Source organism: Pseudomonas sp. UBA4194 (genome assembly GCF_002379585.1).
GTDB lineage: Bacteria > Pseudomonadota > Gammaproteobacteria > Pseudomonadales > Pseudomonadaceae > Aquipseudomonas.
In genome coordinates this window covers 3,019-29,754 of the sequence record NZ_DFUE01000018.1, presented here as the reverse complement: position 1 = coordinate 29,754, position 26,736 = coordinate 3,019, and the positions used below count along the sequence as shown (strand labels likewise).

Annotated in this window: 24 protein-coding genes; 13 read left to right on the top strand and 11 right to left on the bottom strand. The window is 63.5% G+C overall.

The window, feature by feature from the left end; translation table 11 throughout:
* Nucleotides 1–87: 87 nt before the first annotated feature.
* The 6 genes from B3397_RS04635 to B3397_RS04610 all read right to left on the bottom strand — a co-directional run bounded on the left by B3397_RS04635 (nucleotide 88) and on the right by B3397_RS04610 (nucleotide 7,957).
* Complete coding sequence (locus B3397_RS04635; RefSeq protein WP_296247726.1) at nucleotides 88–858, bottom strand: electron transfer flavoprotein subunit beta; 771 nt, start codon at nucleotides 856–858, stop codon at nucleotides 88–90.
* Between the two features lie 16 nt (nucleotides 859–874).
* Entirely contained in the window at nucleotides 875–2,095 is a 1,221-nt protein-coding gene (locus B3397_RS04630; RefSeq protein WP_296247724.1) for an electron transfer flavoprotein subunit alpha/FixB family protein, read from the bottom strand.
* Nucleotides 2,095–4,047 (bottom strand): dimethylglycine demethylation protein DgcB, encoded by a 1,953-nt coding sequence (gene dgcB / locus B3397_RS04625; RefSeq protein ID WP_296247722.1) that lies wholly within the window; start codon nucleotides 4,045–4,047, stop codon nucleotides 2,095–2,097. Before dgcB ends, B3397_RS04630 begins: the two co-directional genes overlap by 1 nt.
* 110 nt (nucleotides 4,048–4,157) lie before the next feature.
* Nucleotides 4,158–6,218, bottom strand: coding sequence for a dimethylglycine demethylation protein DgcA (gene dgcA, locus B3397_RS04620; protein ID WP_296247721.1), 2,061 nt, complete (start codon nucleotides 6,216–6,218; stop codon nucleotides 4,158–4,160).
* Between the two features lie 18 nt (nucleotides 6,219–6,236).
* Nucleotides 6,237–6,767 (bottom strand): DUF5943 domain-containing protein, encoded by a 531-nt coding sequence (locus tag B3397_RS04615; protein WP_296247719.1) that lies wholly within the window; start codon nucleotides 6,765–6,767, stop codon nucleotides 6,237–6,239.
* 212 nt (nucleotides 6,768–6,979) lie between these two features.
* Complete coding sequence (locus tag B3397_RS04610; RefSeq protein ID WP_296247717.1) at nucleotides 6,980–7,957, bottom strand: dipeptidase; 978 nt, start codon at nucleotides 7,955–7,957, stop codon at nucleotides 6,980–6,982.
* 315 nt (nucleotides 7,958–8,272) lie between these two features.
* Between B3397_RS04610 and B3397_RS04605 the strand changes: the two genes are divergently transcribed.
* Both B3397_RS04605 and B3397_RS04600 read left to right on the top strand, forming a co-directional pair.
* On the top strand, nucleotides 8,273–8,665 hold the full coding sequence (locus B3397_RS04605; RefSeq protein WP_296247713.1) for a lysozyme inhibitor LprI family protein: 393 nt from the start codon (nucleotides 8,273–8,275) through the stop codon (nucleotides 8,663–8,665).
* Entirely contained in the window at nucleotides 8,662–9,087 is a 426-nt protein-coding gene (locus B3397_RS04600) for a DUF3010 family protein (RefSeq protein ID WP_296247711.1), read from the top strand. Before B3397_RS04605 ends, B3397_RS04600 begins: the two co-directional genes overlap by 4 nt.
* 128 nt (nucleotides 9,088–9,215) lie before the next feature.
* Here the strand turns inward: B3397_RS04600 and B3397_RS04595 are convergent, their stop codons facing one another.
* Nucleotides 9,216–9,461, bottom strand: a complete 246-nt coding sequence (locus B3397_RS04595; RefSeq protein ID WP_296247709.1) for a hypothetical protein — start codon at nucleotides 9,459–9,461, stop codon at nucleotides 9,216–9,218.
* Nucleotides 9,462–9,641: 180 nt separating this feature from the next.
* Complete coding sequence (locus tag B3397_RS04590; protein WP_296247706.1) at nucleotides 9,642–10,589, bottom strand: GlxA family transcriptional regulator; 948 nt, start codon at nucleotides 10,587–10,589, stop codon at nucleotides 9,642–9,644.
* A gap of 406 nt (nucleotides 10,590–10,995) precedes the next feature.
* Between B3397_RS04590 and B3397_RS04585 the strand changes: the two genes are divergently transcribed.
* The 4 genes from B3397_RS04585 to B3397_RS04570 all read left to right on the top strand — a co-directional run bounded on the left by B3397_RS04585 (nucleotide 10,996) and on the right by B3397_RS04570 (nucleotide 14,636).
* Nucleotides 10,996–11,940, top strand: a complete 945-nt coding sequence (locus B3397_RS04585; RefSeq protein ID WP_296247703.1) for a choline ABC transporter substrate-binding protein — start codon at nucleotides 10,996–10,998, stop codon at nucleotides 11,938–11,940.
* Between the two features lie 167 nt (nucleotides 11,941–12,107).
* Nucleotides 12,108–12,992, top strand: coding sequence for a 3-keto-5-aminohexanoate cleavage protein (locus B3397_RS04580; protein ID WP_296247702.1), 885 nt, complete (start codon nucleotides 12,108–12,110; stop codon nucleotides 12,990–12,992).
* Between the two features lie 232 nt (nucleotides 12,993–13,224).
* Nucleotides 13,225–14,190: an L-carnitine dehydrogenase gene (locus tag B3397_RS04575; RefSeq protein WP_296247701.1), complete on the top strand. Its 966-nt coding sequence runs from the start codon at nucleotides 13,225–13,227 to the stop codon at nucleotides 14,188–14,190.
* Entirely contained in the window at nucleotides 14,187–14,636 is a 450-nt protein-coding gene (locus B3397_RS04570; protein ID WP_296247699.1) for a thioesterase family protein, read from the top strand. Before B3397_RS04575 ends, B3397_RS04570 begins: the two co-directional genes overlap by 4 nt.
* 42 nt (nucleotides 14,637–14,678) lie before the next feature.
* On the opposite strand, the gene B3397_RS04565 is transcribed toward B3397_RS04570, so the two are convergent.
* Nucleotides 14,679–15,266 (bottom strand): hypothetical protein, encoded by a 588-nt coding sequence (locus B3397_RS04565; protein WP_296247696.1) that lies wholly within the window; start codon nucleotides 15,264–15,266, stop codon nucleotides 14,679–14,681.
* Nucleotides 15,263–16,495, bottom strand: a complete 1,233-nt coding sequence (locus tag B3397_RS04560; RefSeq protein ID WP_296247695.1) for an AAA family ATPase — start codon at nucleotides 16,493–16,495, stop codon at nucleotides 15,263–15,265. Before B3397_RS04560 ends, B3397_RS04565 begins: the two co-directional genes overlap by 4 nt.
* A gap of 335 nt (nucleotides 16,496–16,830) precedes the next feature.
* On the opposite strand from B3397_RS04560, the gene B3397_RS04555 reads away from it, so the two are divergent.
* Nucleotides 16,831–17,079, top strand: coding sequence for a hypothetical protein (locus tag B3397_RS04555; RefSeq protein WP_296247694.1), 249 nt, complete (start codon nucleotides 16,831–16,833; stop codon nucleotides 17,077–17,079).
* Between the two features lie 253 nt (nucleotides 17,080–17,332).
* Here B3397_RS04555 and B3397_RS04550 read toward each other — a convergent pair whose 3' ends face one another.
* Entirely contained in the window at nucleotides 17,333–18,427 is a 1,095-nt protein-coding gene (locus B3397_RS04550; protein ID WP_296247692.1) for a GlxA family transcriptional regulator, read from the bottom strand.
* A gap of 936 nt (nucleotides 18,428–19,363) precedes the next feature.
* On the opposite strand from B3397_RS04550, the gene B3397_RS04545 reads away from it, so the two are divergent.
* The 6 genes from B3397_RS04545 to betA all read left to right on the top strand — a co-directional run bounded on the left by B3397_RS04545 (nucleotide 19,364) and on the right by betA (nucleotide 26,702).
* Nucleotides 19,364–20,311: a choline ABC transporter substrate-binding protein gene (locus B3397_RS04545; RefSeq protein WP_296247690.1), complete on the top strand. Its 948-nt coding sequence runs from the start codon at nucleotides 19,364–19,366 to the stop codon at nucleotides 20,309–20,311.
* Between the two features lie 74 nt (nucleotides 20,312–20,385).
* Nucleotides 20,386–21,231 (top strand): choline ABC transporter permease subunit, encoded by an 846-nt coding sequence (choW, locus tag B3397_RS04540; RefSeq protein ID WP_296247688.1) that lies wholly within the window; start codon nucleotides 20,386–20,388, stop codon nucleotides 21,229–21,231.
* Complete coding sequence (gene choV, locus B3397_RS04535; RefSeq protein WP_296247687.1) at nucleotides 21,228–22,409, top strand: choline ABC transporter ATP-binding protein; 1,182 nt, start codon at nucleotides 21,228–21,230, stop codon at nucleotides 22,407–22,409. Before choW ends, choV begins: the two co-directional genes overlap by 4 nt.
* 213 nt (nucleotides 22,410–22,622) lie before the next feature.
* Nucleotides 22,623–23,216 (top strand): transcriptional regulator BetI, encoded by a 594-nt coding sequence (betI, locus tag B3397_RS04530; protein WP_296247684.1) that lies wholly within the window; start codon nucleotides 22,623–22,625, stop codon nucleotides 23,214–23,216.
* A gap of 49 nt (nucleotides 23,217–23,265) precedes the next feature.
* The gene (gene betB / locus B3397_RS04525; protein WP_296247682.1) at nucleotides 23,266–24,738 is read left to right on the top strand and encodes a betaine-aldehyde dehydrogenase; all 1,473 of its coding nucleotides are present in this window, start codon (nucleotides 23,266–23,268) and stop codon (nucleotides 24,736–24,738) included.
* Nucleotides 24,739–24,998: 260 nt separating this feature from the next.
* Nucleotides 24,999–26,702, top strand: coding sequence for a choline dehydrogenase (gene betA, locus B3397_RS04520; RefSeq protein WP_296247681.1), 1,704 nt, complete (start codon nucleotides 24,999–25,001; stop codon nucleotides 26,700–26,702).
* Nucleotides 26,703–26,736 lie beyond the last annotated feature (34 nt).

Genomic DNA, 26,736 nt, shown 5'->3' with positions numbered 1-26,736 from the left:
CGTAAGCCGCGTCATCGGACGCCGCAGAGTTGTCGGGAAGATCGGGGGGGGCGGACGCGGCTTACGCCGCTGCTACACCTCCGGGCTTTAACGGAGGACGTTTTCTTCGAGCAGTGTTTTAAGGATCGCCTGGGCGCCCTCCTCTGCGCTCAGGCCCTTGAGCACCTGCCCGCCACCGCCGCTGGCCTTGGCGGTGGCGGCCTTCATGCGGTCGGCGCCGCTTTTGGCCTTGATCACCTTGAGCCGCTTGGGCCGGGGTTTGGCAGGTTGCCAGTCACCGGCTGTGGATAACTCATCGATCACCACTTCCACCTCATCGGCCGCCAACGTGCCACGCTGGGCGGGGCCGTACGCACTCTGGCGCGGTTTTGGCGCGGCGTTATCCACCGTGGCGAGCAACGGCAGGCGCACCTTCAGGCGCCGCCGCTGACCGCGCGGCAAGGCTTGCAATACATGGGCGACCCCGTCGCCGATGGACTCCACCTCAGCCAGGCCGACGATCATCGGCCAGCCCAGGCGCTCGGCCAACAGGAACGGCAACATCCCCGAGCCTTCGCCGGTTTCCGCCTGGCTACCGGTCAACACCAACTGGGCACCCTGCCCTTGCAGGTAGTCGCCCAGCGCCGGCAGCGCGTCACCCCCCTCGGGCAGTTCCAGCACATGCAACTGGGCAAGCCCCATGCCCAGATAGGCACGCAAGGCGGGTTCGGCAATGTCACCCGCATGGGCGACCTGCAAGTTATCCCCAGCCAGTTGCAGGCCAAGCTCCACGGCGCGAGCGTCCTGCTCGGCGCGGCGAGGTCGGCCCGAGGTGGGGTGGGCACCGATGGAAACCAGACTGATGACCTTGGTGTTCATGGGCGTGTCTCTCTCATCAGGCGGCATCACGCTTGGCGTGGTTGCGGTAGGCGTCGACGGCTTCGATCAGGGCCTGCATCAGCGCATTGCTGTCACCGACAACGGCAAGGTCGGCGCGTTTGATCATGTCGCAGCCAGGGTCCAGATTGATCGCGATGACCTTGTCACACGCGCCTATGCCCTGCAGGTGCTGAATGGCGCCGGAGATACCCACCGCCACATAGACCCGCGCCGTGACCCAGGTACCACTGGCGCCCACCTGGCGATCACGGCCCATGAAGCCGTCGTCCACTGCCACCCGCGAGGCGCCTTCGGTGGCGCCCAGTGCGGCAGCGGTGCGATGGAACAGGTCCCAGTCCTGTACGCCATTGCCGCCGGAGAAAATGAACTCGGCCTCGGCCATGGGGATGGCCGACGGGTCCACCGCCACTGCGCCCAGGTCTTCGATGCGGGTCAGGCTGCGCACCACGCCTGTGGACAACTCCACGGGGAGTACCTCGTGGCGAGTTTCATCCACAGGCTCGGCGCACTCGGCGGCGGCCAGAATCAGGCGCGGCAGGAGGCGGGCTATGTCCTGCTGGCCGGCACCGGCACGGCCGATGCACTGGTTGTCCTTGACCTGCCACACCCGGGTCGCCGGCCGCTCACCCAGGCTGGCGGCAAAGCGACGGCCCAGCTCCCCACCACCGGTGCGGCTGTCAGGCAGCAGCCAATGCCGGGGGCTGAACTGGTTATCCACAGCGCGCAGGCCCTGGACCCGTTGCTCAGGTGCATAACCTTCGAATTCGTTGCCCTGCAGCACCAGCAGGCGATCCACACCGGCGGTGTCGAAGGCGCTTTCCTTGTGCTCGCCGAACACAATCGCCAGCACGGCACCGCCGTTTGCCGCCAGGCGATGGGCCAGGCCAAGCAGATCGCGATCGTGACTGCTCAGGCGGCCGCCGACCATGTCCGGTACCACGGCAATGTAGAACGCCGGCGCCGCCACCTGATGCAACGGCAGTTGCACCTGCACGGCCACCGAGCGCTTGCTCGCTCCCCCCTGCTGGGCACCGCTGCGGTCGATGCGCTTGATCCCGTTCGGGCCAAGGAAGCCGATCCCATGGGGGTTCTTGCGCATGACTCCGTTGGGGCCCATCCAGGCACTGGCCTGGGGCTGCAGGGCACTGTGCAGCGGATGCAGACGGTTGCGGGCGATCCACTCGGCCCGCGGGTCGCGGCGAATAATGTCGCTCATCAGTTCACCTCCGCAGCGATTTCACGTTTGGCCGGGGTCGGCTTGACCGGCGCGGCCGGCTCTTCCACCAGCGCGTCGGCCACCAGTTCGGCGATGTCCTTGATCAAGGGCCGCGGTTCGACCACGCCTTCGAGCATGGCCGTGCATTGCGGGCAGCCCACGGCCACCAACTGCGCCTGGGTTTCGCGGATGTCGTCCATGCGCATGTCGGGAATGCGCTGCTTGCCAGGAATGTCGGTGATCGGTGCACCGCCACCGCCGCCGCAGCACCGGGAACGAAAGCCCGAACGCTGCATTTCCTTGACCTCGATGCCCAACGCCTTGAGGACATCGCGCGGGGCCTGGTACTCACCGTTGTAGCGGCCCAGATAGCACGGGTCGTGATAGGTGACGCTGCCGCCCTTGTGCTGGCCCAGAGCGAGTTGGCCGGCGTTGACCAGTTCGGCCATGAAGGTGCTGTGGTGCAGAACCTCGTAGTGGCCGCCCAAGGCGCCGTATTCATTCTTCAGCACATGGAAACTGTGCGGATCACAGGTGACGATGCGCTTGAAGCTGTACTTGCCCAAGGTGCGGATGTTGCGGTTGGCCAGCAGCTGGAAGGTCGCCTCGTCACCCAAGCGCCGCGCGACGTCGCCGCTGTCGCGCTCCTCCAGGCCCAATACCGCGAAGTCGACCCTGGCCGCTTTCAGCACTTTGACGAAGGCGCGCAGGGTGCGCTGGTTGCGCATGTCGAACGCGCCATCGCCGACCCAGAACAGCACCTCGGCGTGCTTCTTGTCGCTGAACAGGTCCAGGTTCAGGTCTGCCGCCCAGTTCATGCGCCCACCTGGGTTGAAGCCGCCGGGGTTGTCGGTGGCGATCAGGTTGTCCAGGACTTCGGCGCCCTTGTTCGGCGTAGCGCCCTTCTCCAGGGTCAGGTGACGACGCATGTCGACGATGGCGTCGACGTGCTCGATCATCATCGGACACTCTTCCACGCAGGCGCGGCAGGTGGTGCACGACCACAGGGTATCGGCATCCACCAGGCCGTTGACGATGGGTTGGTGCGGGTTGCCGCCGTGCTCGCCGATGGCTTTGCCGGGGTACGGACTGCCGGCGAATGTGGCGTCGGTGCCGCCGGCCAGGCCTACCACCATGTCCTGAATCAGTTTTTTCGGATTCAGCGGCTGGCCGGCGGCGAACGCCGGGCAGGCGGCCTCGCACTTGCCGCACTGCACGCAGGCGTCGAAGCCCAGCAATTGGTTCCAGGTGAAGTCCTTGGGTTTTTCCACGCCCAGCGGGGCCTGCGGGTCGTCCAGGTTCAGGGGTTTGAGACCCGTGGAGCGACCACCGCCGAAACGCTCTGCGCGGCGATGCCAGGCCAGGTGCAGGGCACCGGCGAAGGCGTGTTTCATCGGACCGCCCCAGGTCATGCCGAAGAACAGTTCGGACACGCCCCAGGCCACACCGATGCCCAGGATCAGCGCCAGCACCCAACCGCCAAAGTCAGGCGGCAGGATGCCCGCCACCGGCAGCGTGGCGATGAAGAAGCTGGCCGAGAACATCAACAGGCTTTTCGGCAGGCGCATCCAAGGGCCCTTGGACAGGCGCGCCGGTGGCGTGCGCCGACGGGCGTAGACAAAGCAGGCCCCGGCGAACATCAGGGCGCAGGCGAACAACAGTGCGTAGCCGAGAATGCGGTTGTGCAGGCCGAAACCGTGCACCAGGATCGCCAGCACCGCGGCCAGTACCGCACCGCCGGCGGTGGCCACGTGGGTGTTGGCGATGTATCTGTCGCGGGCCACCACATGGTGCAGGTCGACCATGTAGCGCTTGGGCATGGCCAGCAGCCCGCCCAGCAGGTCGACCTGAGCAGGCCGGCCACGACGCCACATGTTGATGCGCCGCACGGCGCCCAATACAGCCAGGCCGAGGGCCGCGAACAGCAGGATGGGAAGAAGCGTATCGAGCATGGTGAAGCCCCTGCGGACCCTGAGATCCAGAATGACGGGAGGCCGACGCAGATCCTGTGGTAGCGGGCTCTGCCCGCGCCCACAGGATCGAGGTCAAGCCTGGAACGGCGTCAGAAATCCTTGCACAAGCGCAGCGCGTCATAGATCGCCGCATGGGTATTGCGCTGGGCCACACAGTCGCCGATGCGGAACAGCAGATACCCATCACCGGAGGTACTCAACGACGGCTGCGGCTGGATCGCGAACAAGGCGTCGATGTCCATCTGGCCCTTGTTACGCGAGCCCGGCTTGAGCGCGTAGTAGATCTTCTCGTCGGGACGCACGCCGTTCTCCACCACCACCTGATCGACCACCCGTTCTTCCTTGGCCCCGGTGTATTCGTTCTCCAGCACCGCCACCAGCTTGTCGCCCTCGCGGTAGACCTTTTCCAGCATCAGGTCGCCGGTCATGATCACTTCCTTGGGGTACATGCTGCGGTAGTAGGTGGGGAACGACGTTCCGCCGATCGCCACACCCGGCTTGATGTCATCGGTCACGATCTCTACCTGGCTGCCCTTGTCGGCCAGGAAGTCGGCCACCGACATGCCGGTAAACTCGCAGATGGTGTCGTACACCAGCACGTTCTTGCCCGGCGCGACCTTGCCGTCGAGCACGTCCCAACTGCTGACCACCAGGCCTTCTTCCGCGCCCCAGTGTTCATTCTGTTCCAGGAACGGATGACCGCCCACCGCCAGCACGACGATGTCCGGACGCAGGTCCATGATGGTGTCGGCATCGGCTGCCGTGCCCAGGCGCAGGTCGACTTTCAGGCGCGCCAGTTCCAGCTGGAACCAGCGGGTAATACCCGCGATCTGGTCGCGCTGCGGCGCTTTGGAGGCCGTGGTGATCTGGCCGCCGATGAATTCCTTTTTCTCGAACAAGGTCACATCGTGGCCGCGCTCGGCCGATACCCGCGCCGCTTCCATGCCGGCTGGGCCAGCGCCGACGATCACCACCTTGCGTTTCACGCCGGTGGACTTCTCGATGATGTGCGGCACCCCCATGTATTCACGGGAGGTGGCGGCGTTCTGGATGCACAGCACGTCCAGGCCCTGGTACTGGCGGTCGATGCAGTAGTTGGCGCCCACGCACTGTTTGATCTGGTCGACCTGGCCCATCTTGATCTTGGCGATCAGGTGCGGATCGGCGATGTGCGCGCGGGTCATGCCGACCATGTCGACGTAGCCGCCTTCCAGAATGCGCGTGGCCTGGTTCGGGTCCTTGATGTTCTGCGCGTGCAGGACCGGAATCTTCACCACTTCCTTGATGCCCGCCGCCAGGTGCAGGAACGGCTCCGGCGGATAGCTCATGTTGGGAATGACGTTGGCCAGGGTGTTGTGGGTGTCGCAGCCGGAGCCCACCACGCCAAGGAAATCGAGCATGCCGGTGTCGCTGTAATACTTGGCGATTTCCTTCATGTCCTCGTGGCTCAGGCCGTCAGGGTGGAATTCATCGCCACAGATCCGCAGGCCCACGCAGAAGTCGTCGCCGACTTCCTTGCGTACGGCCTTGATCACCTCGATCCCGAACCGCATGCGGTTTTCGAAGCTGCCACCCCATTCGTCGGTGCGCTTGTTGACCCGCGGGCTCCAGAACTGGTCGATCATGTGCTGGTGCACCGCCGACAATTCGACGCCGTCCAGGCCGCCGGCCTTGGCGCGTGCGGCGGCACTGGCGTAGTTGCCGATCACCCGCCAGATCTCTTCCGGCTCGATGGTCTTGCAGGTGGCACGGTGCACCGGTTCGCGGATGCCCGACGGCGACATCAGGGTGGGCCAATGCTCGCCATCCCAGCGCGAGCGCCGGCCCATGTGGGTAATCTGGATCATGATCTTGGCGCCATGCTTGTGCATGGCATCGGCCAGGTTCTGGAAATGCGGAATGATCTTGTCGGTGGCCAGGTTGACCGACTTCCACCAGCCCTGAGGGCTGTCGATGGCCACGCTGGAGGAACCGCCGCAGATAGCCAGGCCTATTCCGCCGCGGGCTTTCTCTTCGTAGTACTTCACGTAACGATCGGTGGTCATGCCGCCGTCGGTGGCGTAGACCTCGGCATGCGCGGTGCTGAGCACGCGGTTGCGGATCGTCAGCTTGCCGATCTGGATCGGCTGGAACATCGCTTCGAAAGCCATGACGGTTTATTCCTCGACTTACAACGGTTTTACAGTGAAGAGACCATCTTCGTGGCCTTCTTCGGAGCCGCCGTACACTTGCTCGGCGACGGTACGGATGGCACTGCCGCGGGCGGCGAGAATCTGGTCCATGGCGCCGGCGAACCAGCCGGTGAACATGTAATCGACCTTGCGTCCGACCTTGCCATACACATAGACGAAGGCGGAGTGCTCGAGCTTGACGCTGCAGGTGCCTTTATCCAGATCGATGTCCTGGATCTTGAACAGACCCCAGCCACGCTGCGACAGGCGCTTCATGTAGTGTTCGAAAACCGCGACGCCTTCCAGGCCATGGCACTCGGCTTCTTTTTCGCACCAGTGCCAGGCTGACTTGTAGCCGGCCTTGTAGAGAATCTCGGCGTAGGCGTCGGCGCCCAGCACTTCCTCGATGCCCATGTGGTTGTTGACGAAAAAGTGCCGCGGTACGTACAGCATGGGCAGGGCGTCGGAGGTCCAGACGCCGGTTTCGCTGTCGACTTCGATGGGCAGTTGCGGGGCGATCTTGGCCATGGGATCTAAACTCCGGAAATTCACAATTCGTTGAAGCAAAGGCGAACCGCTTTGCTTTTAAATAAACAGCAGCATGAGTGCCTTTGGAGCCGTAGCGAGCACGTCGAGAGCAAGGAAGGACCGCAGCGAAATGCGCGTCGTACCCCGGTACGGCAAGCGTTGAGCGAGGACCTGACGCAGCTATCGGCGGGCGCAGTAGGCTCCAGAGGTACTCATTCGCCCCAGACGTCTTTCAGGACATTCACCCAGTTCTCGCCCATGATCTTGCGCACGACGCGCTCGCTGTGGCCGCGTTTGAGCAGGGTTTCGGTAAGGTTCGGGAACTCGCCCACGGTACGGATGCCCAGCGGGTTGATGATCTTGCCGAAGTTGGTCAGGCGACGGGCGTAGCCCTTGTCGTGGGTCAGGTATTCAAAGAAGTCCTGGCCGTGGCCCTGGGTGAAGTCGGTGCCGATACCGATGGAGTCTTCGCCGACGATGTTCATGGTGTATTCGATGGCTTCGGCGTAGTCGTCGATGGTGGAATCGATACCCTTGGCCAGGAACGGTGCGAACATGGTCACGCCGACGAAGCCGCCGTGGTCGGCGATGAACTTCAGTTCCGCATCGGATTTGTTGCGTGGGTGCTCCTTGAGGCCCGAGGGCAGGCAGTGGGAGTAGCACACCGGTTTTTTCGATTCGAGGATGACTTCTTCGCTGGTTTTCGAGCCGACGTGGGACAGGTCGCACATCACGCCCACGCGGTTCATCTCGGCAACGATCTCGCGACCGAAGCCCGACAGGCCACCGTCACGCTCGTAGCAACCGGTGCCGACCAGGTTCTGGGTGTTGTAGCACATCTGCACGATGCCCACGCCCAGCTGCTTGAACACCTCCACGTAGCCGATCTGGTCTTCGTAGGCATGGGCGTTCTGGAAACCGAAGAGGATGCCGGTCTTGCCCAGCTCCTTGGCCTTGCGGATGTCGGCGGTGGTGCGCACGGGCATCACCAGGTCGCTGTTTTCGCGCATCAGCTTCTGGCTCTTGCAGATGCTGTCGATGGTGGCCTGGAAGCCCTCCCACACCGATACGGTACAGTTGGCCATGGTCAGGCCGCCCTTGCGCATGTCTTCGAACAGCTCACGATTCCACTTGGCAATGATCAGCCCGTCGATAACGATGCTGTCGGCGTGCAGTTCGGCTGGGCTCATCAGGCTGTCCCCTATAGGCAATTTGGGGCGCCGAGTCGTTTGCCGGCGCTTCATGGGGCCAGCATATGCCTGCGCGCCAGCCGGACCGGATGCAAAAACGACAAGGGAATTGCCGAAAGCGTCAATGCACGACATTCCCTTCTCGCCCGTCAGCCTGCCCGGCCCCTGAGGAAGCGGGTTCCACCCGTGATGGCGTGGTTCGAGGATGAAATATCGGCCCGGCAAGTCGCGCCCTCTATTCATTCCTCCGCCCCTGAGACAGAATCACCGGCAATTATCCTGCGCACCGGGTTAGGGAAATCCATAATGAGATCGATGCTGCTCCTGCTTGCCCTGCTGTCCCTTGGCGTCCACGCCGAGGAGTCCGATGGTCCCACCCCTTGCGACAATGTCGAAACCGACCAGCAAGGCTACGACTGTTCGGCCTACAACCGCAGCACGTCGGAAACCGAGATGAACGAGTCCTACAAGGACTTGCTCGACCGGATCAATTCGCAGTTCCCCAAGGGCTCGCCGGAGCTCAAGGCGTTCACCGACAAACTCAAGATCGCGCAGGACCTGTGGGCCAAGTCGCGGGATGCCGACTGCGACGTGTACACGGTCAATGCTGCCAAGGGCACCAAGGTCTACGACACCGCGCAGAATGACTGCCGCGCGCAGAAGAGCGACGAGCGGTCCGAGTTTCTGCAATCGGTGGGTCTGGAGTGAGCGCGAGAATCGGTGGCGTCGAGATCAAGGGCAGCGAAGCGATCTTCGCGGTGGTGGAACAGGGGGCCAGTGGTCTTGCCCATGTGCCGGTAACACTGAAGAAGATCGCCCTGGACGATGATGACGTCGGCGCCAACGTGAAGGCGTTCAGCGCGCAGGTGGCGGCGTTCGTGGCCGAGCAGGGCCTGACGCTGCTGGCCATCAAGAAACGCGGCAAGAAAGGCGAGTTCGCCGGCGGGCCCACGACTTTCAAGATCGAAGGGGTGCTGCAGTTGCTGGAAGGCTGCGAGGTGGTGCTGGTTTCGCCGCAGACCATCAGCGCCCAGGCCAAGAAGCTGGGCGGCGAGCTGCCCGGCACCTTGAACAAGTATCAGCACGAGGCCTACAAGGCCGGGTGTGCGGTGTTGCTCAAGGGCCGGTGACGGTGCGGTGTCAGTGCCGGCCCCATCGCGGGTAGAACCCGCTCCCACAGGGTACACCGGTACCACGCAGATCCCCTGTGGGAGCGGGTTCTACCCGCGATGAGGCCCGCAAGGCTGGCACAGGTCCCTCATTCCTCCTCATTCATCCGACAATCCAACCCGACATCCGTCGGGTTGCCCAGATCCAGCGCCACGAACGCGCGGGTTTTTTCTTCGGCCTCACCGAGGCTGTCTGCCTCCACGGGGAAGTCCACCAAGGTGTTGCCGCGCAGATCTTCGGCCTGATGGTCGATGACCCGGCAGTCGTACCAGGCGGCGGATACCGGGCCGGCCAGGGTGGTCAGCATGAGTGCTGCGGTGGCGTGCTTGCGCATGTCGATGATTCCTTTATCGATCAATTGAGCATGCAGGGTAACGGCGCGCGGTGAGTTCACTACGGTACATATGCAGTGCGGCTGAAGACGCCTTCGCGGCTGCACAACACCATCGCCCCCCCCGTAGGAGCGGCGTGCAGCCGCGAAGGCGTCCTTTCAGTCACCGCCTGCCCCAAGCCCCTACCCCGCATCCCGCCCACGCCGATCCTCCCGCGGGCAACAGGCAAACCGCGCGCGGTAGCTGCGGGTGAAATACGACGGTGAATCGAAGCCACAGGCAATGCTGACTTCCAGCACACTCATCTGGGTCTGACGCAACAGTTGCCGGGCTTTCTCCAGGCGCAGACGCAGGTAGAAGTTGCTCGGCGTGTCGTTCAGGTGGAGACGAAACAGCCGTTCCAACTGGCGCCGGGTCACCTTGGCCAGCTCCGCCAGTGCCAGTGTGCTCAATGGCGGTTCGGTGTGCTGCTCCATTTCGCCTATTACCTGCACCAGCTTCTTGTTGCTGATGCCGTACCGCGAGGCGATCTGCAGGCGCTGGTGATCTTTGCGCGGACGAATGCGGCTGACCACGAATTGCTCCGACACCTGGATCGCCAGCTCGCTGCCATGGGCCTGGGCGATCAGGTCGAGCATCAGGTCGATGCACGCCGTGCCGCCGGCACAGGTGATCCGCGCGCCATCGGTTTCGAACAGTTCCTGGCTGGCCTCCAGCGTCGGGTAAAACTCGCGAAAAGCCTCCAGCGCCTCCCAGTGCAGTGCCACCCGGTGGCGCTCCAGCAGGCCGGCCTGAGCCAGGATGAAACTGCCGGTGTCGATACCGCCCAGGGTCACCCCCTCCCTGTCCAGGCGCCGCAACCATTCGCGCAGCGCCGGCGTATAGGCGGCAAGGGGCTCGAACCCTGCCACCACCACGACCGTTGCGCCTTTGGTCACCTGTCCGAGCGCCGTGTCGGCGTTCACTGACATGCCGTTGCTGGCCACAACCGGCCCGCCGTCCAGGCTCGCGACCTGCCAGCGGTACAGCTCGCCGCGAAAGCGGTTGGCCACGCGCAAGGGTTCCACCGCCGAGATGAAGCCCAGGGCGGAGAAGCCGGGAAGGAGCAGAAAATGGAAATGTCGGGGCATCGAGAGCTCTGTGATTTCTGCGTTGAAAATGCCGACGCCATCGCGGGTAGAACCCGCCCCCACAGCCCCGTAGGAGCGGCGTAAAAGCCGCGAATGAAGCGCCGCGGTGTGTCAGGGATACCGCGGTGGGGCGTTCGCGGCTATGACGCCGCTCCTACAGACCGTATGAATCTCCCCTGTACAAACCGCGAAATGGGCGCCGCGGTGTGTCAGGGATACCGCGGTGGGGCGTTCGCGGCTATGACGCCGCTCCTACGGGGGTGTTCACTAATACCCACCACGTCGCCACTGTGCAAGTGTCGGTCGCTGCAGTGCGATTTTTCCCCGCGCGGTCTGCGTAACGTGTTCACACGGTGCAAAGACGCCGCCCCCCATAACAATTCGAACTGCCGCACGAGGAGCCATCATGAATAGACTGATCAGCTGCTGTCTGCTGATGCTCACCGGTACCCTGCTGACCCAAACGGTCAACGCCGCCGAGCCCGCCAGTTGCAAGAACGTGCGCCTGGGCGTGGTCAACTGGACTGATGTGATCGCCACCAGCGCCATGACCCAGGTATTGCTCGAAGGCTTGGGCTATCAGGTCAAGTCCACCAGCGCTTCACAGCAGATCATCTTCGCCGGCATTCGCGATCAGCGCCTGGACCTGTTCCTGGGCTACTGGAACCCGTTGATGACCCAGACCATCACCCCCTTCGTCGAGCAGAAACAGGTGCGGGTGCTGGCCGAGCCAAGCCTCAAGGACGCCCGCGCCACACTGGCCGTACCCACCTACCTGGCCGACAAGGGGCTGAAGAGCTTCGCCGATATCGCCCGTTTCAAGAAAGAGCTGGGCGGCAAGATCTACGGCATCGAACCCGGTTCGGGCGCCAATACCCAGATCAAGGACATGATCGCCAAGAACCGGTTCGGCCTGGGCGACTTCCAACTGGTGGAATCCAGCGAGGCCGGAATGCTCTCGGCGGTGACCCGAGCAGTCAACCGCAGTGAAGCCATCGTGTTCTTCGGCTGGGCCCCGCATCCGATGAACGTCAACCAGAAGATGACCTACCTCACCGGCAGCGAAGATGCCCTGGGGCCGAACGAAGGCATGGCGACGGTGTGGACCGTGACCGCCCCCGACTACGCCAGCCGCTGCCCGAACGTCGACAAGCTGCTGACCAACCTGACCTTCACCGCCGAGGACGAGAGCCGGATGATGCAGCCCCTGCTGGATCACAAGGATGCTCAGCAATCGGCCCGCCAGTGGTTGAAGGATCACCCGCAGGACCAGCAACGCTGGTTGCAGGGGGTGACGACGTTCGATGGCAAGCCGGCTGAGGGAAATGTGCGCTTGAGTGCCAATCCCTAGATCGGTGGTCAAGGGTCCGCACCGCGATATCACGACGATCGGCGATCTGCTTTTTACCCCCTCTCCCCTAGGGCGATACGCCGATCCGGGAGGGCTGGGGTGTGGGGACCCGTCACCGCCAATTTCTTCCCGAGCACACATTCAACCAACCCAAAGGACCCACCTCAATGAATCACGACGTCATCATCACCTGCGCTTTAACCGGTGCTGGCGACACCACCAGCAAGAGCCCCCACGTCCCGATCACCCCGCAGCAGATCGCAGCGGCCGCCATCGAAGCCGCCAAGGCCGGCGCCACCGTGGTCCACTGCCACGTACGCGATCCGCAGACCGGCAAATTCAGCCGCGACGTGGCGCTGTATCGGGAAGTGATGGAGCGTATTCGCGAAGCGGATGTGGACATCATCGTCAACCTCACCGCCGGCATGGGCGGGGATCTGGAGATCGGCCGTGACGAATGCCCGATGGAATTCGGCGCCGGCACCGATCTGGTCGGGCCTCTGACCCGCCTGGCCCACGTGGAAGAACTGCTGCCGGACATCTGCACCCTGGACTGCGGCACCCTGAATTTCGGCGACGGCAACAGCATCTACGTGTCCACCCCGCAGCAGCTGCGCGCTGGTGCCAAGCGCATCACCGAACTGGGGGTGAAAGCCGAACTGGAAATCTTCGACACCGGCCACCTGTGGTTCGCCAAGCAGATGATCAAGGAAGGCTTGCTGCACGATCCGTTGTTTCAGCTGTGCCTGGGCATTCCCTGGGGCGCCCCGGCCGATACCACCACCATGAAGGCCATGGTCGACAATCTGCCGACCGATGCCGTGTGGGCGGGTTTCGGGATTGGCCGCATGCAGATGCCCATGGCCGCGCAGGCGGTGCTGCTGGGCGGCAATGTGCGGGTGGGGCTGGAAGACAATATCTGGCTGGAGAAAGGTGTGCTGGCCACCAATGGGCAGTTGGTCGAGCGGGTCACCGAGATCCTGACGCGCCTGGGCGCACGGGTGCTCAGCCCGGCCGAGGGGCGGGTGAAGATGAACCTGGCCCGGCGGTAATTCTCCGGCGACTGTACCGGCCTCATCGCGGGTAGAACCCGCTCCCACACGGACCCGTGTGCGCCCCTCCCCCCTGTGGGAGCGGGCGCTGCCCGCGATGAGGCCGGCACCGACACCCAACCCACCACAGGGCGCAACAGCTAACTCCGGCCCACACAGACCCCCTGTGGGAGCGGGCTCTGCCCGCGATGAGGCCGGCACCGACACCTCCATTCTGAAGACAGGAACCCCCATGACTTTCATCACCCACATCAATACCTTCGCTGCCCTGGGCAGCGGTGTCATCGGCAGTGGCTGGGTGGCACGCGCGCTCGCCCATGGGCTGGACGTAGTCGCCTGGGACCCTGCCCCCGGCGCCGAAGCAGCCTTGCGGCAGCGCGTCGCCAATGCCTGGCCGGCCCTGGTCAAGCAAGGCCTGGCCGCCAATGCCGCGCAGGAGCGCCTGCGCTTCGTGAGCACCGTCGAGGCGTGCGTACGCGACGCCGACTTCATTCAGGAAAGTGCGCCCGAGCGTCTGGAATTGAAGCTCGATCTGCACGCCAGAATCAGCGCTGCGGCCAGGCCCGACGCGTTGATCGCCTCCAGCACCTCAGGGCTGTTGCCCAGCGAGTTCTACGAAAGCGCCACCCACCCCGAGCGCTGCGTAGTGGGGCACCCCTTCAACCCGGTGTACCTGCTGCCGCTGGTGGAAGTCGTCGGCGGCCGCCACACCTCAGCCGAGGCCATCCAGGCCGCGATCCAGGTCTATGAACGCCTGGGCATGCGACCCTTGCATGTGCGCAAGGAAGTCCCCGGCTTCATTGCCGATCGCCTGCTGGAAGCGCTGTGGCGCGAGGCCCTGCACCTGGTCAATGACGGCGTGGCCACCACCGGCGAGATCGACGACGCCATCCGCTTCGGCGCCGGCCTGCGCTGGTCGTTCATGGGCACCTTCCTGACGTATACCCTGGCCGGCGGCGACGCTGGCATGCGTCACTTCATGAACCAGTTCGGGCCTGCGCTGCAACTGCCCTGGACGTACCTCCCGGCGCCCGAACTGACCGACAAACTGATCGACGAGGTGGTCGACGGCACCACCGCGCAACGGGGCGAACACAGTATCGGCGCCCTGGAACGCTATCGCGACGACTGCCTGCTGGCTGTGCTGGACGCGGTGCGGGTGACAAAGGCCAGGCACGGCATGAGCTTCAGCGAATGATCACGTATCAGACTGCCGTGCTCGAGGAATGGGTGGACTACAACGGCCACCTGCGGGACGCGTTCTATCTGCTGATCTTCAGCTACGCCACGGATGCGTTCATGGAACGCATCGGGGTCGATCCGCAGCGCGACAATCATTCGCTGTTCACCCTGGAGTGCCACCTCAACTTCGTGCACGAAGTGAAACGCGGCAGCGAAGTGCAGGTACGCACCCGCGTACTGGCCCATGACCGCAAGCGGGTGCAGGTGTATCACACGCTGCATCGGCACGGCGCCGACGAGGTGCTGGCGGCCAGTGAGCAGATGTTGCTGCATGTCGACCTGCAAGGGCCGAAGTCCGCGATATTCGGCGCGGCAACGGCGGCTGTGCTGGCAGGGTTGTTTGACCAGCAGCAGCGGTTGCCGGTGGCAGAGTACGCGGGGCGACGGATTGGCCTGGGGTGAGCAGGGTCGAGATCGGGGGTGAGGGTAGCCTTCAGCGCCCTCTCAACCCCCTGCCTCGGCATTCTCCCTACGCTCCACCGCCGCCGCGATCAACGGCGCCATCTCCCGGAGCCCCTCCAGCCCGATCTTGCCGTCCTGGTACAAGCGCAACCACTGGCGCCGCACTCGCATCACCCGCTCGTCATCGCGCAGCGGCAGATGCTGCAACGTATATTCGGCACGCGCCCTGAAGGCCTCCGGGACCTTGTCCGTCATCACCAGTTGCAAGGACGGCAGCAACACCTCGAACCAGCCGTCCCGAACCTCGAACGGGTCGAGGAAGTCCTGGGCTTTCTTGCTGCCTTTGGCGCTGTTCATCCAGGCGTCGACGTAGCGATAGTTGTTCCACTCATAGGCCATGCTGCGGTCTTCGTCACAGCTGATGAAATGCTCCACCGTGCCACTGGGAATGTACATGGCGCCGAACGCACAGCGATTGCAAAAGCCTTCGGCCAGCAGCGGGCGAAAGGGCGACCAGTAGTCCCGTGGCCGTCCCGGCTGGGGATTGTCGAGCAACCAGGCGTTGCCCCGTCGGCGGCAACGCTCGTCGAACGCCTCGGGCTCGGCCAGCGGTTGGATGAACTCGATCATGGCACCACCCCGCCCTTGGCAACCACCCAACACGGCCAGAAATGGTCACCCGCAGGCAAGGTTTGCAGCAGCCGTGCCTGGATCTGCGCTTCGGTCTCGAGCCCTGCCGGAAGGCGCGTGCGCTGCCCCCTCATCCACGCTTCGGCGGCATCGATAGCGGCTTCGGCCTCCAGCGAACGGGCCTGGCGCAAGCCGAAGCTCTCGGACACCAGCCAGTTGACCACATCGCCCTGGCGCGCCCAGGGTTGCTGGACAAGCTGCACCTGGCCTTCCTGCAGGCCCAGGGTGAACAGGGCATCGCGGTCTTCATCGAATTGCGCTTCCATCGAGGCCAGCACCAACGGCGAATGGGTGGCGACGATCATCTGCACCGCCAGCCGGCGGCGGGTCAGGCCTTCGATGACCGATAGCAGCGCCGGTATGATCCGCCGTTGCCATTTGGCGTGCAGATGGCACTCCACCTCATCGACCAGAAACACCAGCTCGGCGGCAGGCCCCACACCCGCCTGACGGCAGGCGCGCTGGTGTCCGCGCCAGGCCCAGAGCACGGTGTAGGCCAGCGCCATGACCCGACGGATAGCGCTCGAGGTATGCGGTAGCGGCACGACGCCCTGAGGGCGACGCAGCGTCGGGTACTCGGTGTCATCCAGCATGCCCAGGTAACAGGGTTTGCCTGGCAGCAACATTTCCTCAGCCGAGGGCGACAACGCCTTGAGTAGCTGTTTGAGGGCTGCAAATGCGGCGCTGCGGGGGGTGCGCTGCCAACGCACCCAGTCATGGATCAGGCCGTTGCACAGGCGTCCGTGTTCGGTCGAAGCGGTGCCCTGCCAGAGCTCGGTCTGGGAGAAATGAAAGGCTTCAGGCGAGCCGGTATTGCGCAGTGAGTCCCATACCCCAAAGCCACCGTCTGCATGGGCATAGACCACCAGCGCCGGGCGTGTGTCGACGGCGCCGACGTGGTGCCAGCGGCCATATTCCCAGACCCATTGTCCCGGGCTGCGGTCGGTGCCACCCAAGCGGTAGTCGATGCTGGGCGCTGCCACGTCGGCTTGCGGCGTGATGCGCCTGTCGGCGGCGGGCGTGCCGGTAAGCACCCACCAGGCGGCGTCCAGCACGAAGCTTTTGCCCAGGCCATTGTCGCCGGTGATGAAGTTCAGCCGCGGCCCCAGCGCCAGCGGGCCCAGCACCGGGGCCGGGCCCACACCGTGGAACGAGAGAAAATCGAGCATGTCCATTGCCGTCCATTGAAAGGAGGCGACAAGGGTATGAATCCGCCGTTGCAGCGGTGACATACCCCAATGCCACCCGGGACGCCGATCCATGGCGCAGGCAACGAAATCCGCAGAGCTATGTGCAATCGCGGCTGAACGCTTTGTCAGCGGCCTATGGTACGGGGTGAACGACCCGGTGCTGCTGGCCGGTCTGCCAGTTGCCACACTGGCCCATAGTCAGAAAACGACCTGTTCATGCGCGATCCAGCCATGCCGACCGCCGCCCCTTGCCGTGGCGTCACAGCGCTACCAGAATCCAGACACGATCCCGCCATTGAAAAAGGACCAGCGTCATGATGCATGCGGACTTGATTGATCAGGATGACCTGTTGGGCCAACTGCGTGCCCTGGGCTTCGAAATGCCTCCCGGTGCCAGCGCCGAACAGGCTTGCGAGTGTGCGGTACGTGGGCTCGACAGCGGTCGCGCGCAAGCCTTGCGCAAGATGGTGGAACAGATGCTGATGGGCCGCGCGACCATCCTGCCAGCGGTTCGCCAAGCCATCGACCAGACCCTACTCCCCGCCCTGGCCAAACACCTGTAGCAGCGGCGTAAGCCGCGTCCGCGGACGCCGCAGTCCCGGATTCATGTGCACGGTCAGGACGCGGCTTACGCCGCTGCTACAGGTTTGCGTGCATGCAGGGCGCGGCTTAGGCCGTGGGTACGGGTTCGCGTGCATGCAGGGCGCGGCTTAGGCCGCGGGTACGGGTTCGCGTGCATGCAGGGCGCGGCTTAGGCCGCGGGTACGGGGTCGTGTGCATGTAGGACGCGGGTTACGTTCGGGTGCATGCTGGACTCTAGATTCGGACGCTGGCGAAGGTGGATTCGTTGCGGGCCTGGCTTAGGGAGGACAACGGACCGGCCAGGACCATGGCTTGCGGAATCGGCATCATCGCCACCTGCTGGGCCGTGTTCGACCCTACTCGCTCGTCCCGCGGCGGAATGCCGAAGTATTCCCGGTAGCACTTGGAAAAGTGCGGGGTGGAAACGAAGCCGCACACCGAGGCCACTTCGATGATCGACATCGGCGTCTGCTTCAACAGCTGGCGCGCGCGGATCAGGCGCAGCTTCAGGTAATAGCGCGACGGCGAGCAGTGCAGGTACTTCTGAAACAGCCGCTCCAACTGGCGACGGGACACCGCCACATACACGGCCAGTTCGTCGAGGTCGATCGGCTCTTCCAGATTGGCCTCCATCAACGCGACGATTTCCTGCAGCTTGGGCTGGTTGGTGCCCAGCATGTGCTTGAGCGGCACGCGCTGATGGTCCTGCTCGTTGCGGATGCGTTCGTAGACGAACATTTCCGAGATGGCCGCGGACAGCTCGCGGCCATGATCGCGACTGATCAGGTGCAGCATCATGTCCAGGGGCGCGGTGCCGCCGGAGCTGGTGAAGCGGTTGCGGTCCAGGGTGAACAGGCGGGTACTCATCGACACCCGCGGGAAGGCTTCCTGCATCGAGGCCAGGCATTCCCAGTGCACACTGCATTCGAAGCCGTCGAGCAGGCCGGCACACGCCAGGGCCCAGCTGCCGGTACACACCGCACCCAGGCGCTTGGACTGGCGCGCCTGGGCCTGCAACCAGGTGACGTGTTCGCGGGTAACGGTGCGCTGGATACCGACACCGCCGCAGACGATGACCGTGTCGATGGCCGGCGCCTTGTGCATGGCGGCGTCCGGCGTGATCTGCAGACCGTCGCTTGCCCACACCTGGCCACCGTCGGCGGTCAGCGTGGTCCAGCGATACAGTTCGCGGCCCGACAACTGATTGGCCATGCGCAGAGGCTCGACCGCCGACGCCAGGGAGATGAGGGTGAAGTTGTCCAACAGCAGAAAGCCGATGGATTGCGGGGTGCGGGTCTGGGGTTGAGCCCCGGTGTTGAACGACGTCATCGCGGTATCTCCTCACGCAAAGCGGATGGTGGCCTCAGGCGCAGGCTCTTGTTATTGCCCTTGCAGAAAGGGCTTTGCAATAACCACGCAAAGCTCATGCCTAAATTTGAATGGCCATTCAATAAATCCTGAAAACGACGTCGCTGAGGGCTAACTAGCGCAGGCTTTCGGTGGGGTAGTTGTGTTGCAAGAGCCACGCCATGAGGCGGTGTGAGCAGTTCGGTAGCAGCGTGGCAAGGGCGTGCAGCGGGGTGTGTCACCACAAGCACGGGGGTGGCCGGGTGCGAGGTAACACCTGGACATACTTATGCTCGATAACGATGCAGGGAGGGGGCGGGCATGGGCTAAAAGTGCGCGGTTTGGGATTTGCGGTGAATGGTCCCCTCACCCCAGCCCTCTCCCTGAGGGAGAGGGAGCCAAAAGCAGATCGCGGTGCTGCGGATAGCGGTGATCGGCTCCCTCTCCCCCAGGGAGAGGGCTGGGGTGAGGGGACCATTCACCACAAATCCCAAGTCCCACCACCAACACCAACCGCCACAGCCTGGCTTGCTGCTACGCTGATCCACACGATCTCCACATCAAGCTTTTTCCGCAGGCGTCACGTCTGTGCGCGACGCAATCATGCTTAACTGCGCCGTGCAGCAAACCGTGACGTTTCAGGCACGCAAGCGGGCTGCAAAGAGGGTTTGGCAGGGTCGAGAAATCTGTAAGCGACGTCGTCGGCACTGGATACGACTCTGCCTGTACTGGATACGACCCCCCCTGTAGGCGTCTGATTTTCACTGGTACATGATCCGTCAGGACTCGATTGCAAGGCACCTGGCCCGAGCAAACCTCGACCGACCCCGCCTGTCTGTTTGAACGTACTCGATCAAGCAATCACATAAGCGTGAAGGTCCCTGGGGGCCCGCGCCAGAGAAAAACTAGGAGCACACCATGAAAGGTTCACCATCGTTGTTGCTGGCCGCCCTGCTGAGCCTGCCGGTGCTGGCTCAAGCGGCGGAACCGGCGCAATGCGCCACCGTGAATTTCTCCGACGTCGGCTGGACCGACATCACCGTCACCACCGCTGTCACCAGCGTCGTTCTCCAGTCTCTGGGCTACAAGACCAAGACCACCATGATTTCCGTGCCGGTGACCTACAAGTCCCTGGCCGATGGCAAGAACATGGACGTGTTCCTCGGCAACTGGATGCCCACCATGGAGAACGACATCAAGCCTTACCGCGATGCCGGCACCGTGGAAACCGTGCGCGCCAACCTGGAAAACGCCAAGTACACCCTGGCCGTGCCGGAGGCGCTCTACAACAAGGGTCTGCAAAGTTTCGCCGATATCGTCAAGTTCAAGAAGGAACTGGACGGCAAAATCTACGGCATCGAGCCGGGCAACGACGGCAACCGCCTGATCCAGAGCATGATCGACAAGAACGCCTTCGGCTTGAAAGACGCCGGTTTCAAGGTGGTCGAGTCCAGCGAGGCCGGCATGTTGTCCCAGGTCGATCGCGCCCAGCGCCGCAACACCGACGTGGTGTTCCTGGGCTGGGAACCGCACCCCATGAACACCCGCTTCAAGCTCAAGTACCTCACCGGTGGCGACGATTTCTTCGGCCCCAACTTTGGCCAGGCGACCATCTACACCAACACGCGCAAGGGCTACACCGAGCAATGCAGCAACGTTGGCCAGTTGCTCAAGAATCTGCAATTCAGCCTGGCCATGGAAAGCACGCTGATGGGCAACGTCCTGGACGACAAGATGAAGCCTGATGTGGCCGCCAAGGCCTGGCTGAAGAACAACCCACAGGTGCTCGACACCTGGCTCGCGGGCGTGACCACCATCGACGGCAAACCCGGCCTGGAGGCCGCCAAAGCCAAGCTCGCGCAATAACGCAGGCAGGGAGGTCGGCTCCGGCCGCCCTCTCCAGCCGGCATTTGTTCCCTCGCATGCGGACACTCACTACCATGCTGACAGATCACAAAATTCCCCTTGGCGAGTACATCGCAGCGTTCGTCGACTGGCTGACGCAACACGGCGCGTCGACCTTCGACGCCATCGCCTCGACCCTCGAAACGATCATCCATGGTTTCACTGCGGGCCTGACCTGGTTCAACCCCTACGTGCTCACCGGCCTGATCGCCGCGCTGGCGCATTTCATCCAGCGCAAATGGGGCCTCACCGCTTTCGTCGCCCTGTCCTTTCTGTTGATCCTCAACCTGGGGTACTGGCAGGAAACCATGGAGACCCTGGCCCAGGTGCTGTTCGCCACGCTGGTGTGCGTGATCATCGGCGTGCCACTGGGCATCATTGCCGCGCACAAGCCGATGTTCTACACCATGATGCGGCCGGTGCTCGACCTGATGCAGACGGTGCCCACCTTCGTCTACCTGATCCCTACCCTGACCCTGTTCGGGCTGGGCGTGGTGCCCGGGCTTATCTCCACGGTGGTGTTCGCCATCGCCGCGCCAATCCGCCTGACCTACCTGGGCATTCGCGACGTCCCTCATGAACTGCTCGATGCCGGCAAGGCCTTCGGCTGCTCGCGCCGCCAGTTGCTGTCGCGCATCGAGTTGCCCCATGCCATGCCGAGCATTGCCGCGGGCATCACCCAGTGCATCATGCTGTCGCTGTCGATGGTGGTAATTGCCGCCCTGGTAGGCGCCGACGGCCTGGGCAAACCGGTGGTCAACGCCCTGAACACCGCAGACATCGCCCTGGGCTTCGAAGCCGGCCTGGCAATCGTGCTGCTGGCGATCATGCTCGACCGGATCTGCAAGCAACCGGACGTCAAGATAGGGGGTGATGCATGAGCATTATCAAGTTCGAAAACGTCGACGTGATCTTTTCCAAGGATCCACGCGAAGCCCTCAAGCTGCTGGATCAGGGCATGACCCGCAACGAGATCCTGAAGAAGACCGGGCAGATCGTCGGCGTGGAGAAGGCCAGCCTGGATATCAACAAGGGCGAGATCTGTGTGCTGATGGGCCTGTCCGGCTCGGGCAAGTCGAGCCTGCTGCGTTGCATCAACGGCCTCAATACCGTAAGCCGCGGCAAGCTGTTCGTCGAGCATGAAGGCAAGCAGATCGACATCGCTTCGTGCACCCCCGCCGAGCTCAAGATGATGCGCACCAAGCGTATCGCCATGGTGTTCCAGAAGTTCGCCCTGATGCCCTGGCTGACGGTGCGCGAGAACATCAGCTTCGGCCTGGAGATGCAGGGCCGTCCGGAAAAGGAACGGCGCAAGCTGGTGGACGAGAAACTCGAGCTGGTGGGCCTCACCCAGTGGCGCAACAAGAAGCCCGACGAGCTGTCCGGCGGCATGCAGCAGCGCGTCGGCCTGGCCCGCGCATTGGCGATGGATGCCGATATCCTGCTGATGGATGAACCGTTCTCGGCGCTCGACCCCTTGATTCGCCAGGGCCTGCAGGACGAGTTGCTGGAGCTGCAACGCAAGCTGAGCAAGACCATCGTGTTCGTCAGCCACGACCTCGACGAGGCGCTCAAGCTGGGCACCCGTATCGCCATCATGAAGGACGGCCGGATCATCCAGTACAGCGTGCCGGAAGAAATCGTGCTCAACCCTGCCGACGAATATGTGCGCACCTTCGTCGCCCACACCAACCCCCTCAACGTGTTGTGCGGACGCAGCCTGATGCGCACCCTGGACAAGTGCAAACGCGTCAATGGCTCGGTGTGTCTGGACCCTGGTGTCGATTCCTGGCTCAACCTGGGCACGGGCAATTCATTGACCAGCGCCCGCCAGGGCGAGGCGGTGCTGGACCTGCAGGATTGGGCGCCGGGGCAGGCCGTGGAGGGCCTGGGGCGCAAGCCGACCCTGGTGCACGCGGATATCGGCATGCGCGATGCGCTGCAGATTCGCTATCAGACCGGCAACAAGCTGGTGCTGCAGGACAGTGACAAGCAGGTGGTGGGCATTCTGGGGGATACCGAGTTGTATCACGCGTTGCTGGGCAAGAATCTGGGGTGATTGCTTGGGGATCTGGGGTGGATGGTCCCCTCACCCCAGATCCCCAACCCCTTCCCATCCAAAACCCCGCTTGCCATCCCCACCCCAATCCCTTAAAAACCCCGCAAATCCATCCCTTCCTCTTTTCTTGATTGATCGTTCAATCAAAATAAACTAGACTGGCTTCAGTCGGCAGCTCATCGACCGTACTGAAGGCCCAAGGAGATTTGCGCAATGCCCAAGGTCGGTATGCAACCCATCCGCCGCCAGCAGTTGATCGAAGCCACGCTTCAAGCTGTCGATCAGGTTGGCATGAGCGACGCCAGCATTGCTTTGATTGCCCGGTTGGCCGGGGTGTCCAACGGCATCATCAGCCACTATTTCCAGGACAAGAACGGCCTGATCGCGGCGACCATGCGTTACCTGATGAACGTGCTGATCGAAAACGTCGCCGCACGCCGGCAGGCGTTGGACGACAGCAGTGCCAGGGCGCACCTGCAGGTGATCATCGAAGGCAACTTCGACGCCAGCCAGGTCAACGGCCCGGCCATGAAAACCTGGTTGGCCTTCTGGGCCACCAGCATGCACCAGCCGTCCTTGCACAGGTTGCAGCGGATCAACGATCACCGCCTGTATTCCAACCTGTGCTGCCAGTTCCGCCGTGAAATGCCGGTGGAACAAGCGCGCAACGCCGCGCGCGGCCTGGCGGCCCTGATCGATGGCTTGTGGCTGCGCGGCGCCTTGTCCGGCGACGCCTTCGATACCGAACAGGCACAACGCATCGCCTGCGAGTACATGGACATGCAATTGGCAAAACAGCAGGACTGACGGCTCACGCCTCGCCTGCTGCCACCTTAACTGCACCAGCGAGGACTTTATGGCCCGTTTCGAAACGCAAAAACTCTACATCGACGGCGGCTACGTCGACGCCTCCGGCACTGGCACCTTCGAGGCCGTCAACCCGGCCAACGGTGAAGTGCTGGCGCAGGTTCAGCGCGCCACCTTCGAAGACGTGGAAAAAGCCGTCGCCAGCGCCGAGAAAGGCCAGAAAATCTGGGCCGCCATGACCGCCATGGAGCGCTCGCGAGTGCTGCGCAAGGCTGTCGACATCCTGCGCGAGCGCAACGATGAACTGGCCCAGCTGGAAACCCTGGACACCGGCAAGGCCTACTCCGAAACCCGCTACGTCGACATCGTCACCGGTGCCGACGTGCTCGAATACTACGCCGGCCTGGTGCCCGCCATCGAAGGCGAGCAGATCCCGCTGCGCGACACCTCGTTCGTCTACACCCGCCGCGAGCCGCTGGGTGTGACCGTGGGTATCGGCGCCTGGAACTATCCGATCCAGATCGCCCTGTGGAAATCCGCCCCGGCCCTGGCCGCCGGCAATGCCATGATCTTCAAGCCCAGCGAAGTCACCTCGCTGACCACCCTCAAGCTCGCCGAGATCTACACCGAAGCCGGCCTGCCTGACGGTGTGTTCAACGTCCTGACCGGCAGCGGCAGCGAAGTCGGTGCCTGGCTGACCGAGCATCCGCGCATCGAGAAGGTCTCCTTCACCGGGGGTGTCAGCACCGGCAAGAAGGTCATGGCCAGCGCTTCGAGCTCCTCGCTCAAGGAAGTGACCATGGAGCTGGGCGGCAAGTCGCCGCTGATCATCTTCGACGATGCCGACCTGGACAAGGCCGCCGACATTGCGATGATGGCCAACTTCTACAGCTCCGGCCAGGTGTGCACCAACGGCACTCGAGTCTTCGTGCCCAACGCCTTGAAGGCAAAGTTCGAAGCCAAGATTCTGGAACGGGTGCAGCGCGTGCGCATCGGCGACCCGCAGGACGAGAACACCAACTTCGGCCCACTGGTCAGCTTCGCTCATATGGAGAGCGTGCTGGGCTACATCGCCAAGGGCAAGGCCGAAGGCGCCCGCCTGCTGTGTGGCGGCGAGCGTTTGAACTCGGGTGAGCTGGGCCAGGGTGCGTTCGTCGCGCCGACGGTGTTCAGCGATTGCACCGACGACATGACCATCGTGCGCGAAGAGATCTTCGGGCCGGTGATGAGCATTCTCGGCTACGACAGCGAAGACGAAGTGATCCGCCGTGCCAACGACACCGACATGGGTCTGGCTGCCGGCGTGGTGACTCGCGACCTCAACCGTGCACATCGAGTGATTCATCAGCTGGAAGCGGGTATCTGCTGGATCAACGCCTGGGGCGAGTCCGACGCGAAGATGCCGGTCGGTGGCTACAAGCAGTCCGGCGTGGGCCGCGAAAACGGCATCAGCTCGCTGGCGCAATACACCCGGATCAAATCGGTACAGGTAGAGCTGGGCGATTACGCCTCGGTGTTCTAAGCCGCCCCCTGTGGGAGCAGCAGCCACAGAGCACTCAGACACCGCAGCCCCCTGTGGAAGCTGAGCAGCCACAGATTGCCCAGACACTGCAGCCCCCTGTGGGAGCGGGTTCTACCCGCGATGGGGCCCCAGGCAACACCGCGGCGCGCCCATCGCGGGCAGAGCCCGCTCCCACACAAGGCCCTGCTCACACAAGGCCCGGCTCACAAAGGGGCCTGCGCACCTGCTCCACCTTGCCACTTTTCAAAGAGGGAACCTCCATGTCCCAGGAATTCGACTACATCATCATCGGCGCCGGCTCGGCCGGTAACACCCTGGCCACGCGCCTGACCGAAGACAAGGGCGTCACCGTCCTGCTGCTCGAAGCCGGCGGCCCGGACTATCGCCTGGACTTCCGCACCCAGATGCCGGCTGCCCTCGCCTTCCCGCTGCAAGGTCGCCGCTACAACTGGGCCTACGAAACAGAGCCCGAGCCGCACATGGACAACCGCCGCATGGAATGTGGTCGTGGCAAGGGCCTGGGTGGCTCGTCGCTGATCAACGGCATGTGCTACATCCGTGGCAACGCCATGGACTACGACGGCTGGGCCAAGTTGCCGGGCCTGGAAGACTGGAGCTACCTGGACTGCCTGCCGTACTTCAAGAAAGCCGAAACCCGTGACATCGGCCCCAACGACTACCACGGCGGCAACGGCCCGGTCAGCGTCACCACGCCCAAGGCCGGCAACAACCCGTTGTTTGCCGCGATGGTCGAAGCCGGTGTACAAGCGGGCTACCCGCGCACCGACGACCTCAACGGTTACCAGCAGGAAGGCTTCGGCCCCATGGACCGCACCGTGACGCCCAAAGGCCGTCGCGCCAGCACTGCCCGCGGCTACCTGGATGAAGCCAAGAAGCGCGATACCCTGACCATCGTTACCCATGCCCTGACCGACAAGATCCTGTTCGAAGGCAAGCGCGCGGTGGGCGTGAGCTACATGGTCGGCGACAACGACACCCGCATCCAGGCCCGTGCCCGCAAGGAAGTACTGTTGTGCGCCGGCGCCATTGCCTCGCCGCAGATCCTGCAGCGCTCCGGTGTCGGCCCGGTCGATGTGCTCGAGCCCCTGGGCATCGACGTGGTGCACGAACTGCCCGGCGTAGGGCAGAACCTGCAGGACCACCTGGAAATGTACCTGCAATACAGCTGCACCCAACCGGTGTCGTTGTACCCGTCGCTGAAATGGTGGAACCAGCCGCAGATCGGCGCCGAATGGATGTTCCTGGGCACCGGCATCGGCGCGAGCAACCAGTTCGAGGCCGGCGGCTTCATTCGTTCGCGGCCTGAATTCGAGTGGCCGAACATCCAGTATCACTTCCTGCCGGTGGCAATCAATTACAACGGCACCAAGGGTGTGCAGGAACACGGCTTCCAGGCCCACGTGGGCTCCATGCGCTCACCGAGCCGTGGCCGGGTCAACGTGACCTCGAAGAACCCGCGGGACTATCCGAGCATCCTGTTCAACTACATGGCCAGCGAGCAGGATTGGCAGGAGTTCCGCGACGGCATTCGCCTGACTCGCGAGATCATGCAACAGCCGGCACTGGACCAATACCGCGGCCGCGAAATCAGCCCGGGTGCCGAGGTGCAGACCGACGAGCAGCTGGACCAGTTCATCCGTGAGCATGCCGAGACTGCCTATCACCCTTCGTGCTCGTGCAAGATGGGCACCGATGACATGGCGGTGGTCGATGGCCAGGGCCGCGTGCATGGCATGCAGGGACTGCGTGTCGTGGATGCGTCGATCATGCCGATCATTACCACGGGTAACCTGAATGCCCCGACCATCATGATCGCCGAGAAGATTGCCGATCGAATTCGTGGTCGCAAGCCTGAAGCGCGTTCCACCGCAGCCTATTACGTGGCCGGCGATGCGCCGGTGCGCGGCAAGCCGATGCGTGAGGTGGGCGCTCAGGTGGGCTGATCGAGGAACCGCGGCGCCTGGTCCCCTCACCCCA